The organism is Bradyrhizobium sp. 87 (assembly GCF_023073015.1).
Classification (GTDB): domain Bacteria; phylum Pseudomonadota; class Alphaproteobacteria; order Rhizobiales; family Xanthobacteraceae; genus Bradyrhizobium; species Bradyrhizobium canariense_D.
Map to the genome: position 1 here is coordinate 128,522 of NZ_JADPIQ010000135.1, position 12,542 is coordinate 141,063.

Annotated in this window: 12 protein-coding genes; 9 read left to right on the forward strand and 3 right to left on the reverse strand. The window is 63.5% G+C overall.

All coding sequences use genetic code 11. The annotated features are described in order from the left end of the window. The first annotated feature begins 193 nt into the window (after window positions 1-193). From IVB50_RS37235 to IVB50_RS37255, 5 genes are all read left to right on the forward strand, one after another. Window positions 194-1,612: a circularly permuted type 2 ATP-grasp protein gene (locus IVB50_RS37235; RefSeq protein WP_018455304.1), complete on the forward strand. Its 1,419-nt coding sequence runs from the start codon at window positions 194-196 to the stop codon at window positions 1,610-1,612. Window positions 1,613-1,616: 4 nt separating this feature from the next. Next, window positions 1,617-2,561: an alpha-E domain-containing protein gene (locus tag IVB50_RS37240; protein WP_018455303.1), complete on the forward strand. Its 945-nt coding sequence runs from the start codon at window positions 1,617-1,619 to the stop codon at window positions 2,559-2,561. Between the two features lie 68 nt (window positions 2,562-2,629). After that, entirely contained in the window at window positions 2,630-3,478 is an 849-nt protein-coding gene (locus IVB50_RS37245) for a transglutaminase family protein (RefSeq protein WP_247299785.1), read from the forward strand. 122 nt (window positions 3,479-3,600) lie between these two features. Beyond that, window positions 3,601-4,359, forward strand: a complete 759-nt coding sequence (locus tag IVB50_RS37250) for a proteasome-type protease (protein ID WP_026232918.1) — start codon at window positions 3,601-3,603, stop codon at window positions 4,357-4,359. 26 nt (window positions 4,360-4,385) lie between these two features. Next, on the forward strand, window positions 4,386-5,144 hold the full coding sequence (locus tag IVB50_RS37255) for an SDR family oxidoreductase (RefSeq protein WP_247299787.1): 759 nt from the start codon (window positions 4,386-4,388) through the stop codon (window positions 5,142-5,144). A 238-nt stretch (window positions 5,145-5,382) separates the two neighbouring features. Here IVB50_RS37255 and IVB50_RS37260 read toward each other — a convergent pair whose 3' ends face one another. Continuing rightward, window positions 5,383-6,621: an MFS transporter gene (locus IVB50_RS37260; protein WP_247299788.1), complete on the reverse strand. Its 1,239-nt coding sequence runs from the start codon at window positions 6,619-6,621 to the stop codon at window positions 5,383-5,385. A 158-nt stretch (window positions 6,622-6,779) separates the two neighbouring features. Here IVB50_RS37260 and IVB50_RS37265 point away from each other — a divergent pair, with 158 nt between their 5' ends. Next, on the forward strand, window positions 6,780-8,030 hold the full coding sequence (locus IVB50_RS37265) for a nucleoside transporter C-terminal domain-containing protein (protein WP_085361711.1): 1,251 nt from the start codon (window positions 6,780-6,782) through the stop codon (window positions 8,028-8,030). 103 nt (window positions 8,031-8,133) lie between these two features. Continuing rightward, window positions 8,134-10,260, forward strand: a complete 2,127-nt coding sequence (locus IVB50_RS37270) for a tetratricopeptide repeat protein (RefSeq protein ID WP_247299790.1) — start codon at window positions 8,134-8,136, stop codon at window positions 10,258-10,260. A gap of 12 nt (window positions 10,261-10,272) precedes the next feature. Here IVB50_RS37270 and IVB50_RS37275 read toward each other — a convergent pair whose 3' ends face one another. Continuing rightward, entirely contained in the window at window positions 10,273-10,812 is a 540-nt protein-coding gene (locus IVB50_RS37275; protein WP_247299792.1) for a cupin domain-containing protein, read from the reverse strand. A gap of 149 nt (window positions 10,813-10,961) precedes the next feature. Further along, window positions 10,962-11,249, reverse strand: coding sequence for an usg protein (locus IVB50_RS37280; RefSeq protein ID WP_007611911.1), 288 nt, complete (start codon window positions 11,247-11,249; stop codon window positions 10,962-10,964). A gap of 373 nt (window positions 11,250-11,622) precedes the next feature. Between IVB50_RS37280 and IVB50_RS37285 the strand changes: the two genes are divergently transcribed. Together IVB50_RS37285 and IVB50_RS37290 are read left to right on the forward strand one after the other, a co-directional pair. After that, window positions 11,623-11,937, forward strand: coding sequence for a co-chaperone GroES (locus IVB50_RS37285; protein ID WP_007611913.1), 315 nt, complete (start codon window positions 11,623-11,625; stop codon window positions 11,935-11,937). A gap of 44 nt (window positions 11,938-11,981) precedes the next feature. Next, window positions 11,982-12,542 (forward strand): TCP-1/cpn60 chaperonin family protein (locus tag IVB50_RS37290; protein WP_275974681.1); only part of this gene is annotated, 561 nt, incomplete at its 3' end.

Consider the following 12,542-nt stretch of genomic DNA (forward strand, 5'->3'; position numbering starts at 1 on the left):
TCAGCCATTTTTTCAGGCAAGCCGCCGGCCATCCCCGGCAAATGTCCTCTCCCCATGCTTATCGCGCTGGCCCGGCCCTTGCTACCGCATGAAAGTCATGCACTCTTGCCGCATGGCCAGGACGTTGCGGTCTTCACCAGGGCCTCGCGACCTGTCGAATGGCGCAACGCCTTGCGGAGACAAGTCGGGATCTATGGCAGTCGCGTTTGATGAAATGAACATTCCCGGTGGGGACCTTCGGCCCGCCTATCAGGAGCTGGCGCGCTGGCTCAAGGAGACGCCTCCCGAGGCGCTCGAATATCGCCGCCAGGAGGCCGAGCTCCTCTTCCGCCGCATCGGCATTACCTTCGCGGTCTATGGCGACTCCGAGTCCACGGAGCGCCTGATCCCCTTCGACGTGATCCCGCGGATCATGTCCGGCAAGGAATGGGCGCTGCTGGAGAGGGGCCTGAAGCAGCGCGTGCGCGCGCTCAACATGTTCCTGCGCGACATCTATCACGGCCGCGATATCCTCCGTGCCGAGATCGTGCCCGACGACCTCATCTTTCAGAACCCGGTCTTCCGTCCCGAGATGAACGGCCAGCAGGTGCCGCACGACGTCTACGTGCACATCGCCGGCATCGACATCGTCCGGGTCGATGCCGAGGACTTCATCGTGCTGGAGGACAATGCACGCACGCCCTCGGGCGTGTCCTACATGCTGGAAAACCGCGAGATCATGATGCGGCTGTTTCCGGACCTGTTCGCCCGCCACAGGGTGGCGCCGGTCGAACGCTATCCGGACGAGCTGCTATCCGCCCTGCGCTCGGTGGCGCCGCAAAGCGCCTCCGGCGAGCCGACCGTCGCGTTGCTCACGCCGGGCGTCTACAACTCGGCCTATTACGAGCACTCCTTCCTCGCCGACAAGCTCGGTATCGAGCTGGTCGAGGGCCGTGACCTCATCGTCAAGAACAACGAAGTGTTCATGCGGACGACCGAGGGCGTGAAACGGGTCGACGTGATCTACCGCCGCGTCGACGACGACTACCTCGATCCCCTCACCTTCCGCCCCGACTCCGCCCTCGGCGTGCCCGGGCTGATGTCGGCCTATGCGGCCGGCAACATTACGCTCGCCAACGCGGTCGGCACCGGCATCGCCGACGACAAGGCGATCTACTCCTACATGCCGGACATCGTAAAATTCTACCTCGGCGAGGAGCCGATCCTGAAGAACGTGCAGACCTGGCGCTGCCGCGAGCCGAAGGACCTCGCCTATGTGCTGGACCATCTGAGCGAGCTCGTCGTGAAGGAGGTGCATGGCTCCGGCGGCTACGGCATGCTGATCGGCCCTGCCGCGACCAAGGCGACGATCGAAGCCTTCCGCGAGAAGCTCAAGCGCGAGCCCGAGGGCTTCATTGCGCAGCCGACGCTGGCGCTCTCGACCTGCCCGACCTGCACGGCATCCGGCCTTGCGCCCCGCCACGTCGACCTGCGACCGTTCGTGCTCACCGGCAGCAAGAGCACCACGATCGTGCCCGGCGGGTTGACACGCGTTGCCCTGAAGGAAGGCTCCCTGGTGGTGAATTCGAGCCAGGGCGGCGGCACCAAAGATACCTGGATCCTGGACGAGTAGAGAGATGCTGTCGCGTACCGCCGAAAACCTCTATTGGCTCGCCCGCTACGTCGAACGGGCCGAGTATCTTGCGCGCACCATCGATGCGACGCTGCGCGTCACCGCGCTTCCCGCCGCCTATATCGGCAAGACCAACGAATGGGACTCGGCGCTTTTGACCGCCGGCGTCGCCGCAAGCTTCTATCAGCAGTACGAAGAAGCCAACGAGCGCAACGTCGTGGATTATCTCTCGTTCTCGGCGGATAATCCGTCCTCGATCAGGAATTGCATCGAGGCCGCGCGGCTGAATTCGCGCTCGGTGCGCACAGCGCTGACGAGCGAGATGTGGGATACCATCAACTCGGCCTGGATCGAGTTGCAGGAGGTCTGGAGCAGAGGGACCTCCACGCGCGAGGATCTCGCAAAGTTCCTGCGCTTCGTGCAGGAGACCTCGCTGCGCTTCGACGGCTCGGCCTACCGGACCATGTTGCGCAACGACGCCTACTGGTTCTCGCGGATGGGCCTGCATCTCGAACGCGCCGACAACACTGCGCGCATTCTCGACGTGAAATACCATGTGCTGCTGCCCGAGGAGGAGCATGTCGGCGGCCCGCTCGATTTCTACCAATGGACCTCGATCCTGCGCTCGGTCTCGGCGCTGACGGCCTATCACTGGGTCTATCGCGAGACGCTGAAACCCTGGCTGATCGCGGACCTCTTGATCCTCAACGATTCGCTGCCGCGTTCACTGGCGAGCTGCTACGGCAACCTCGTGCGCAATCTCGATCAGATCGGGGTAGCCTATGGCCGCCAGGGTCCGGCCCAGCGCCATGCCCGCGGCATCCGCAACCGGCTGGAACACAGCAATATGAACGACATTTTCCAGCATGGCGTGCATGAATTCATTCAGGAATTCATCTTGGACAATTCCAGGCTGGGCGAAATCATCACGAAGCAGTATTTGATCTGATACTGCTGTCATTCCGGGGACGCCCGCAGGGCTAGCCCGGATCGATGACGCTAGAACAACGGTCCACCATGCGCCTGCGAATCCTGCACACCACGACCTATCGCTACGAGCCGCAGGCCACGAGCGTGATCCAGATCCTGCGCATGACGCCCGGCAGCCATGACGGGCAATATGTGGCGGAGTGGCAGATCGACGTGTCGACCGACACCAAGCTCGACACGCACGAGGACGCGTTCGGCAACGTCACCCACGTGCTGTCCTGCGGACCGGTCGGCGACATCAAGATCACCGCCGAGGGCCTGATCGAGACCCACGACACCGGCGGCGTTCTGCGCGGCGCCGACGAGCGCTTTCCGGCCGGCATGTTCTTGCGGGCCACCGACCTTACCACGGTCAATCCCGCGATGAATGCGGTCGCGCGCCAGCTGCGCAGCGAGGCCGAGAGCGACACGCTGGGCTTCCTGCACACGCTGATGACGCAAATCAGCGATCACATGACCTTCGACGAGGACCCGACCAACAGCGGCACGTCGGCGGCGGAAGCGTTCACGCTCAAGCGCGGCGTCTGCCAGGACTACGCGCACATCTTCATCGCCTGCGCCCGCAGCGGCGGCGTGCCGGCGCGCTTCGTCTCCGGCCATTTCCTGCGCTCCGACGGCACGGTGCATCAGGACGCGGGCCATGCTTGGGCGGAGGCCTATGTCGACGGTCTCGGCTGGGTCGGCTTCGATCCCGCCAACAGCATCTGCGCCACCGACGCCCATGTCCGCGTCGCGATCGGGCTCGATTATCTCGGCGCCGCCCCCGTACGCGGCACCCGCTATGGCGGCGGCGCGGAGACGCTGTCGGTGGCGGTCAAGGTCCAGCAGGCCGGCCGTGGCGGCCAGTCGCAATCGCAGTCCCAGCGGCAGAGCTGAGCCGCGCCCCGCGCGCCCCTCACCCACGGTCTGTTTCCACCCTGCCGCCCCGCGGCAATCGGGGGTTGGAGCGGCCGTTGAAATTGGCTAGTAATCCGCGCAAACGCGTTCGGGGACAGGAAATGACCTATTGTTGCGGAATTCTGGTTCGGGACGGTCTGGTGATGATCGCCGACACCCGCACCAATGCCGGCCTCGACAACGTCTCGACCTTCCGCAAGCTCCACATCTTCTCCAAGCCCGGCGATCGCATCATGGCAATTGCCAGCGCCGGCAACCTCGCCATCAGCCAGTCGGTGCTCTCGACGCTGACCGAGGGCCTCGAAGACCCCGACACCGGTGAGATCGAGACGCTGATGAACGCGCCGACCATGTTCCAGGCCGCCCAGCGCATTGGCCGGGCGATCCGGGCCGTGCACGCGACCGAGGGCCCCGCACTGAGGTCTGAGGACGTATCGTTCGACGTGTCCTTCCTGTTCGGGGGCCAGATCAACGGCGCGCGCATGCGCCTGTTCATGGTCTACACCGCCGGCAATTTCATCGAATGCACCACCGACACACCCTATCTGCAGATCGGGGAGCACAAATACGGCAAGCCGGTGCTCGACCGCGCCATGCATTACGACGTCGAACTCTACGAGGCGCTGAAGACCGGGCTGATCTCGATGGATTCGACCATGCGCTCGAATCTCGGCGTCGGCCTGCCGATCGACGTTCTGGTGGTGCGCGCCGACGCCTGCGAGGCCGACCTCAACCACCGCATCGAGGCGGGCGAGCCCTATTTCCACGATTTGCGCTCGCGCTGGTCGGCGGCCTTGCGCGCCGCGCATCAGAACATTCCGCGGCCGCCCTACAAGAACGAAAAAGAATCCAAAACCTGACAGATCAAGAGAAAAGGCAGGAAACGATGAGTGAAGCGAAAAAGATCGCAGTGGTGACGGGCGCTGGCACTGGAGTCGGGCGCGCGGCGTCACTGGCGCTGATGAACACAGGCTTCACCGTGGTGCTGGTCGGGCGCCGGCCCGAGATGCTCGAGGAGACGGCCAAGCTCGGCCCCGCCGGAAAGAGCCTCTGCATCACCGCCGACATGACCAAGCCGGACTCGATCGCCGCGCTGTTCGACAAGGTCAAGGCCACCTATGGCCGGCTCGACGTGCTCTTCAACAATGCCGGGATGGGCGCACCGCCGGTGAATTTCGAGGATCTCAGCCTCGAGCAGTGGCAGGCGGTGGTGAACACCAACCTCACCGGACCGTTCCTGTGCACCCAGCACGCCTTCCGCATCATGAAGGACCAGACCCCGCGCGGCGGCCGCATCATCAACAACGGCTCGATCTCGGCGCATGCGCCGCGGCCATTCTCGGCGGCCTATACCTCGACCAAGCACGCCATCACCGGCCTCACCAAGGCGTCCAACCTCGACGGGCGCATGTACGACATCGCGGTTGGCCAGGTCGACATCGGCAATGCCGCAACGCCCATGACCGACCGCATGGTCAACGGTCCCGGCGTGCTGCAGCCCGACGGCACGTCGAAGCAGGAGCCGCGCATGGACGCGAAGGCGGTCGGCGATGCCGTCGCCTACATGGCCGGCCTGCCGCTCGATGCCAACGTGCTGACCATGACGGTCATGGCAACCAAGATGCCGTTCGTGGGACGCGGCTGAACAAAAAACGCGAAAACAACCCCATGCACAGTAGGCGGCATGGGGTTGCAGCCTCGCTCCGCAAGCGGACGTGAAGTCGGCTAAATCTCCGCACTGCTTCAACAATCGTCATTGCGAGCGCAGCGAAGCAATCTAGACTACCACCGCGGCAAGATTCTGGATTGCTTCGTCGCGCCAGCGCAAAATTACTTCACAATTTGTCGCGGGCTCCTCGCAATGACGGGGAGAGAGCGAGCTCCTACTCCAAACTCTCCACCCGGCGCAGACTCGGAAACAGCTTCATCCACAACAGCGCCACCGCAACCGTGCAGACGCCGCCCAGCACGGCTGCCGGCATCGCGCCGAACAGTGCGGCAGCCACCCCGCTCTCGAACTGGCCGAGTTGGTTGGAGGCGTTGATGAAGAGGAAGTTCACCGCACCGACCCGGCCACGCATCTCGTCGGGCGTCGCGAGCTGCACCAGCGAGAAGCGGATCACGACGCTGATCGTATCGGCCGCGCCGAGAACGGCGAGCGCGAGCACCGAGAGCCACATCCAGGACGACAGCGCGAACACGATCGTTGCGACGCCGAACACGATCACTGCCTGAAACATGCGCAGGCCCACATGCCGCGAAATGGCGTGACGGGCCAGCACCATGGTCATCAGCAGCGCGCCGACCGCGGGCGCGGCGCGGAGGATTCCGAGTCCCATCGGACCGGTCTGGAGGATGTCGCGGGCATAGATCGGCAGAAGCGCCGTGACGCCGCCGAACAGCACCGCGAACAGATCGAGCGAGATGGTGCCGAGGATCGCCGGATTGCCGCGGATGAAGCGGACGCCGGCGAAGATATTGTCGGCTCCCGCGATATCCTTGGCGATCGCCTGCGGGCGCGGCCGGATGAAGCCGGTCAGGATCATCCCGAAGATCCAGAACAGCACCATCACCGCGTAGGCGAGATGCGGCGCAACCGCGTAGGCAAAACCGCCTAGCGCCGGACCGGTAATGGTCGCGACCTGCGCCGCACCGCTGGAGACGGCGGTGGCGCGCTGGAGCGAGCCCTGCGGCGCGATCGCCGGCAGCAGCGCCGCGGTGGTCGGGCTCTCGAACGCGCCGGCAATGCCGAGCACGAAGGTGGCCACGAAAATCTGAACTTCGCTGACCAAGCCGAGATAGGTGATGACGCCGAGATAGAGCGCGGTCGCTGCTTCCACGAGTTGGCAGAGCTGGACCACGCGCTTGCGCTCGTAGCGGTCGGCGGCATGGCCGGCGATGAACACCAGCAGCGCCGTGGGCAGGAATTGCACGAGGCCGACCATGCCGAGATCGAAGGCCGAGCCGGTGAGATCGTAGATCTGCCAGCCGATCGCGACCGCCGCAATCTGGCTGGAGAAACGCGACAGGCTGCGCGAGAGCAGAAAGAACAGAAAGGCGCGATGGGAGAGGAGCGCGCGGGCACTGACCGGCGGGTTTCCCGATATGGGCTGGTCTGGCATCGCCTCTTCGGTCACGCTCGGGCTATCCGGCTCCTGATGTCGACGTGCTCCGCGTGGCTGACGCGGACCTGCTTGTCAACAGCGAGACGCTTCGACAATCTCCCGGCATTGCGTTTGCAACGCAGGGGTGGCCATAATCATCGGGGTTTGGGGACATCATGCTGCGGCTGCAATCGGCACTCGGCGTTTTCGCATTGCTGTTGATCGCCTTGGTCCTGAGCGAGAATCGCCGCGCGGCCTCGCTGCGCCAGGCGGCGATCGGCCTCGTCGCCACCTTCGTCACCGCGATCGTTCTCCTGAAGGTGCCCGTCGTCGCGCGCGCGTTCGGTGCCATCAACGACGCGGTGGGCGCGATCTCGGCGGCCTCGCGCGCCGGCTCCTCCTTCGTGTTCGGCTATGTCGGCGGCGGTCCCCTGCCCTTCGACCTGAAAGCACCGGGTGCCGATTTCGTCCTGGCGTTCCAGGCGCTGCCGATCGTGCTGGTCATGAGCGTGCTGACGACGCTCTTGTTCTATTGGCGCGTGCTGCCGCCGGTCGTGCGCGGCATGGCCTGGCTGCTGGAGCGGACGCTCGGCGTCGGCGGCGCGGTCGGACTCTCGACCGCCGCCAACATCTTTCTCGGCATGGTCGAGGCGCCGCTGTTCGTGCGGCCTTATCTCGCGCAAATGACCCGCAGCGAGTTGTTCCTGGTGATGACCGGCGGCATGGCCGGCATCGCCGGCACGGTGCTGGTGCTGTATGCGACGCTCCTTGCTCCCCTCATTCCCGACGCAGCCGCCCATTTCGTCATCGCCTCGGTGCTGGGTGCCCCGGCCGCGATCCTGGTCAGCCTCATCATGGTGCCGGAGACATCCGACAAGCGCACCGGCGGCGCGCTGGAGGCTCCCGAGATGGAGGTCTCCAGCACGATGGACGCGATCGTGAAAGGGACGGGCGCGGGGATCGAGCTGCTGATCAACATCGTCGCCATGCTGCTGGTGCTGGTGGCGCTGGTCTATCTCGTCAATGCGATCCTCGGCCTGCTGCCTGATGTCGGCGGCGCTGCGATCTCGTTGCAGCGCCTGCTCGGCCTCGTGATGGCGCCGGTGTGCTGGCTCATGGGATTGCCGTGGGACCAGGCGATCACCGCCGGCAGCCTGATGGGCACGAAAACCGTGCTGAACGAGCTGATCGCCTATGTCGACTTCTCGAAGCTGCCGCCCGGCACGCTCGATCCGCGCTCGCGCCTGATCATGCTCTATGCGATGTGCGGCTTCGCCAATTTCGCCAGCCTCGGCATCATGATCGGCGGTCTCGGCGTGATGGCGCCGGAACGGCGCGAGGAAATCAATGCGCTCGGGCTGAAGTCGATCGTGTCGGGAACGCTGACGACGTGCCTGATGGGAGCAGTGGTGGGGGTGTTGACGTGAAGCTTGTGTGAGGCTGGCGCCCTCGCAGCTCCGATGGGGCGCAGCGCAATCGCGACAATCCTTCCATGTTAATCTCTTCAGGAGATTCGGCTGGAATTGATTCATGAGCAACAGCGCAGGCCAGCGGGCATTTCAAAATGCCCGGCTTCAGAAACGGCAAAAAGCCGAGCTAGGGCCGTTGCTCGCGCGCGCCCTCCAGCTGCACAAGGCGGGACTTCTCCCCGAGGCCAAGACGGCCTATCGCGAACTCCTGGAGCTTGCGCCCGACCAATTCATCGCGCTGCATTTGCTGGGCGCTTTGGAGTCTGAAGCCAAAAACTATCGGCAGGCGCAAGTTTTGCTGAGCCGAGCGGTGGCCTTGGATCCGCGATCTGCCGAAGCCCATATGAGCCTGGGCGTCGCGCTCAACGGGCTGAAACGTCACAATGAGGCCCGCGAGAGCTATCGGAAGGCCCTCGCCCTTCGCCCCAACTACGCCTTGGCCCTGTCCAATCTCGGCAACGCAAGCGCGGCCCTTGAACTTTACCAGGAAGCGCTCGAGAGCTACGACAAGGCGCTCGCAATCGACGGAAGACTTTCCGAAGCCCATAACGGCCGGGGTTGGGCGCTCTGCCGTGTGCGCGCCTATGACGAAGCGATCGCAAGCTTAAACCGCGCGCTATCGATCAAGCCTGACTACGCCTCGGCGCTGTCGACCCGCGCCGTTGCATTGCGGGAGCTTCAGCGATTTGACGAAGCCATGGCGGATTGCAATCGCGCAATCGCCCTCGCACCCGACGACGCGAATGGATGGCTCTGGCGGGCCAGTATCTTGCTCCTGACCCGGCAAGTTGCCGAAGCATTGTCCGATTGCGAGAAGGCTCTCGCGGCCGATCCCGGCTTCTCTCAGGCCCACAGCCTGCTCGGCCAATGTCTCGCGGCACTTGGCCGGGTCGACGAAGCCCTCGCCAGTTTCGACAGAGCTCTCGACATCGAGCCTGATCAGAGCACGATCTCCAGCAAGATATTCACCCTCGATTTCATGGCCGACGCCAGCGTTGCGCAGCATCAGCAAGCGCGACATGTATGGTGGGAGCAGATCGGTGCGAAGATCGCCTCAGCAGCGGCGGGATCGCATGAGAACAGCCGCGATCCGGATCGCCGTCTGGTGCTGGGTTATGTCTCGTCGGATTTTCACACACATTCAGCGGCGTTCATTTTCGAGCCGGTCCTGCAGCACCATGATCGGGCACAGTTCGAGATCGTGTGCTACGCTTGTTCACCGAAAACGGATGCGACGACCAGCGAGTTTCAGGGGATCGCCGATCGCTGGCGCGACGCCTCGCAATGGTCCGACGATCGCCTCGCCGCTCAGATCCGCGCCGACGGCGTCGATATCCTGATCGATCTGTCCGGCCACACCAGCGGAAACCGCCTCGGTGTGTTTGCGCGCAAACCGGCACCTGTTCAGGCGCATGGCTGGGGCCATGGTACCGGGACCGGGTTGCCAACCATCGATTATCTATTCTCGGACCCGGTCGCGATTCCTGCCGCGGTTCGGCATCTGTTTGCGGAGACCATCGTTGACCTGCCGTGCTTTGTGACGCTGGCGCCGCTGCCACCCGGGATTGCGCGGGCGCCGACGCCGGCGCTCGCGAACGGCTTCATCACATTCGGTGTCTTCAACCGCATCAGCAAGATTTCGAACGAGGCGGTGGAAGTCTGGTCTAGGATTCTCGAGCGGGTGCCGGGTTCGCGACTGCTGATCAAGGATACTGCACTGGACGCTCAGCTGGTCCGCGACAATCTGCTGGCGCGGTTTGCCGCTTGCCGGTTGCCGGCCGAACGCGTCGATCTGCTCGGAGCCACGTCGCGAGACGAACATCTGGCAACGTTCAATCGCGTCGATATTGGCCTCGACCCATTCCCGCAGAATGGCGGCGTCAGCACGTGGGAAGCCTTGCAGATGGGCGTGCCGGTGGTGGCGAAGCTCGGTCACAGCCTGCCGAGCCGTGCTGCCGGCTCCATCCTCACCGCGCTGGGCCTGCCGGAGTGGGTCGCGGACAGCGATGAGGCCTATGTCGAAATCGCAGCGAGCCGTGGGTTGCAGATCGGCGAGCTCGATAAGTTGCGCGGCGAACTGCCCGGACAGATCAGGGCTGCCGCCGCCGGCAACCCAATCTCATACGTGCAAGCGGTGGACGATGCCTATCGCGCGATGTGGAAACGCTATTGCAACGACGGCGGCTGATCTCCGCCTCGCCTACGCCTTAAACTCCACGGTCCTGAACTCCGCCGGCAGGATCACCTCCAGCAGCTCGACGTCGTCCGAATAGTCCAGGATCATGTGCTTGATCTTCGGCGGCTGGGTCCAGGCGCTACCTTCTTTCATCAGCGTCTCGCCCACTCCGTCCATATAGGTCTTCACCCAGCCCTTGAGCACGTAGACCATCTGGAATTCGACGTCGTGAAAGTGCAGCTTCGACACTTCGTCCGGATTGCAGGGGCCTTGCAGCCGGATCACGTGCGCCTGCGCGAGGCCGTGGCTGGCGGCGGCGATGCCGAGGTCGCGATATTTCGCGTAGGTACGCAGACCGTCGGCTTTGAAGTCTTCCTCGCGGTGATGGCTGATCGCAATGCGCTGCTTGGGCCGCGCCGGTTTCTTGGCGGATGACTTTGCCGTTGTCGTGGGGGCTTTTGCCTTCACCGCCGTGCGCGCCGTGGATCGTGCTGCGGGTTTGGCCCCGCTACGCCTCTTCACCGCGGCTTGCGATGCGCTGCGCGATTTTGCTTTCTTGGCCATGGGCGGCCTCCCCTGTTGTTATGGGGAGAGGCTAGCACAGAATGCGAAATCGCAGGGCGGGTTAGCGCTAACGTACCCACCACTTCTTTGCGCAAGCGTTGAAGCATGGGGGGTTACACTGACGCTAACCCACCCTACAGCTCCGCCCTTCAATGCAGCCGGAATACTCCGTCCACCGCGCGCAACTCGGCCGGCTTGATCAGCTTGGAATGCGCCACTGTCACCGAGTGAAGCGGTCCGTCGAGCTTTTCCTGCCAGAACGCCAGAAAATCCTTCAGCGCCGGAAATTTCGGAAACATGTCGTAGTCCTGCCAGACGTAAGTCTGGAGCAGCGAGGGATGATCCGGCATCCGGTAGAGAATCTGCGCCGTCGTCATTCCGTAACCCAGCAGCTGTTTCCGGAAATCGTCCGAAACGGCTCCACTCCGCAAGCCCATGCCAACCTCCTTTGCAGGAGCGCATTCAAGGAGTGGCTTTCCGGTGCGCCTTAAGAGCCACCCGCTGCTGATGCGCTCACATAAGAGAAATGTGACGCAAACTGACAATCCATCTCAAGCCCAAAAGTTTAACAAGCTGTTGAAATTCAATGCGTTAGCAGCAGATCTAGCTCCGTGCTAATACTGCGCCGAGCGCGATTAACGATGGAAAGAGATTTTGGCAGGCGGCGCCTCCGAGTGCTATTTTTCTGCTACAAGCCCTTGCTCCCGCCAAAATCCTGCCTTATCTCAGTTGTGCCTGCGCTGGCACTCGCCGGCGTAGACTGCTAACAACCCAAAATTCCCAAATCGTGCAAAAGCTTAGGAGAACTGCATGAATTTCCGTCCGCTTCACGACCGCGTCGTGGTCAAGCGCATCGACGCAGAAGAGAAGACCGCTGGCGGCATCATCATTCCCGACACGGCGAAGGAAAAGCCCTCGCAGGGCGAGATCGTCGCCGTCGGCCCGGGTGGCCGCGACGAAGCTGGCAAGCTGATCCCGATCGACCTGAAGGTCGGCGACCGCGTGCTGTTCGGTAAGTGGTCCGGCACCGAGGTCAAGATCGACAACGTCGACCTGCTGATCATGAAGGAAAGCGACATCATGGGCGTCCTCGACGTCCCCGCTTCCAAGAAGAAGGCGGCCTAAGAGCCCCTCTCTTATCCAGTTAAACACCTAAGGAAAAAATCCAGATGGCAGCTAAAGAAGTCAAATTCTCGGTCGATGCGCGCGACAAGATGCTTCGCGGCGTCGACATTCTCGCCAACGCGGTGAAGGTCACGCTCGGTCCGAAGGGCCGCAACGTCGTGCTCGACAAGTCGTTCGGCGCTCCCCGCATCACCAAGGACGGCGTCACCGTCGCCAAGGAGATCGAGCTCGAGGACAAGTTCGAGAACATGGGCGCGCAGATGGTGCGCGAAGTCGCCTCCAAGTCCGCTGACGCGGCCGGCGACGGCACCACCACCGCGACCGTGCTGGCCCAGGCGATCGTGCGCGAAGGCGCCAAGTCGGTTGCCGCCGGCATGAACCCGATGGATCTGAAGCGCGGTATCGATCTCGCGGTCGAAGCCGTCGTTGCGGACCTCGTCAAGAACTCCAAGAAGGTGACCTCGAACGACGAGATCGCGCAGGTCGGCACCATCTCGGCCAACGGCGACGCGGAGATCGGCAAGTTCCTCGCCGACGCCATGAAGAAGGTCGGCAACGAGGGTGTCATCACCGTCGAGGAAGCCAAGTCGCTCGAGACCGAGCTC

Coding starts and splice junctions, on each gene's coding strand:
- IVB50_RS37235 (WP_018455304.1), top strand. CDS start 194: ATGGCAGTCGCGTTTGATGAAATGAACATTCCCGGTGGGGACCTTCGG.
- IVB50_RS37240 (WP_018455303.1), top strand. CDS start 1,617: ATGCTGTCGCGTACCGCCGAAAACCTCTATTGGCTCGCCCGCTACGTC.
- IVB50_RS37245 (WP_247299785.1), top strand. CDS start 2,630: ATGCGCCTGCGAATCCTGCACACCACGACCTATCGCTACGAGCCGCAG.
- IVB50_RS37250 (WP_026232918.1), top strand. CDS start 3,601: ATGACCTATTGTTGCGGAATTCTGGTTCGGGACGGTCTGGTGATGATC.
- IVB50_RS37255 (WP_247299787.1), top strand. CDS start 4,386: ATGAGTGAAGCGAAAAAGATCGCAGTGGTGACGGGCGCTGGCACTGGA.
- IVB50_RS37260 (WP_247299788.1), bottom strand. CDS start 6,621: ATGCCAGACCAGCCCATATCGGGAAACCCGCCGGTCAGTGCCCGCGCG.
- IVB50_RS37265 (WP_085361711.1), top strand. CDS start 6,780: ATGCTGCGGCTGCAATCGGCACTCGGCGTTTTCGCATTGCTGTTGATC.
- IVB50_RS37270 (WP_247299790.1), top strand. CDS start 8,134: ATGAGCAACAGCGCAGGCCAGCGGGCATTTCAAAATGCCCGGCTTCAG.
- IVB50_RS37275 (WP_247299792.1), bottom strand. CDS start 10,812: ATGGCCAAGAAAGCAAAATCGCGCAGCGCATCGCAAGCCGCGGTGAAG.
- IVB50_RS37280 (WP_007611911.1), bottom strand. CDS start 11,249: ATGGGCTTGCGGAGTGGAGCCGTTTCGGACGATTTCCGGAAACAGCTG.
- IVB50_RS37285 (WP_007611913.1), top strand. CDS start 11,623: ATGAATTTCCGTCCGCTTCACGACCGCGTCGTGGTCAAGCGCATCGAC.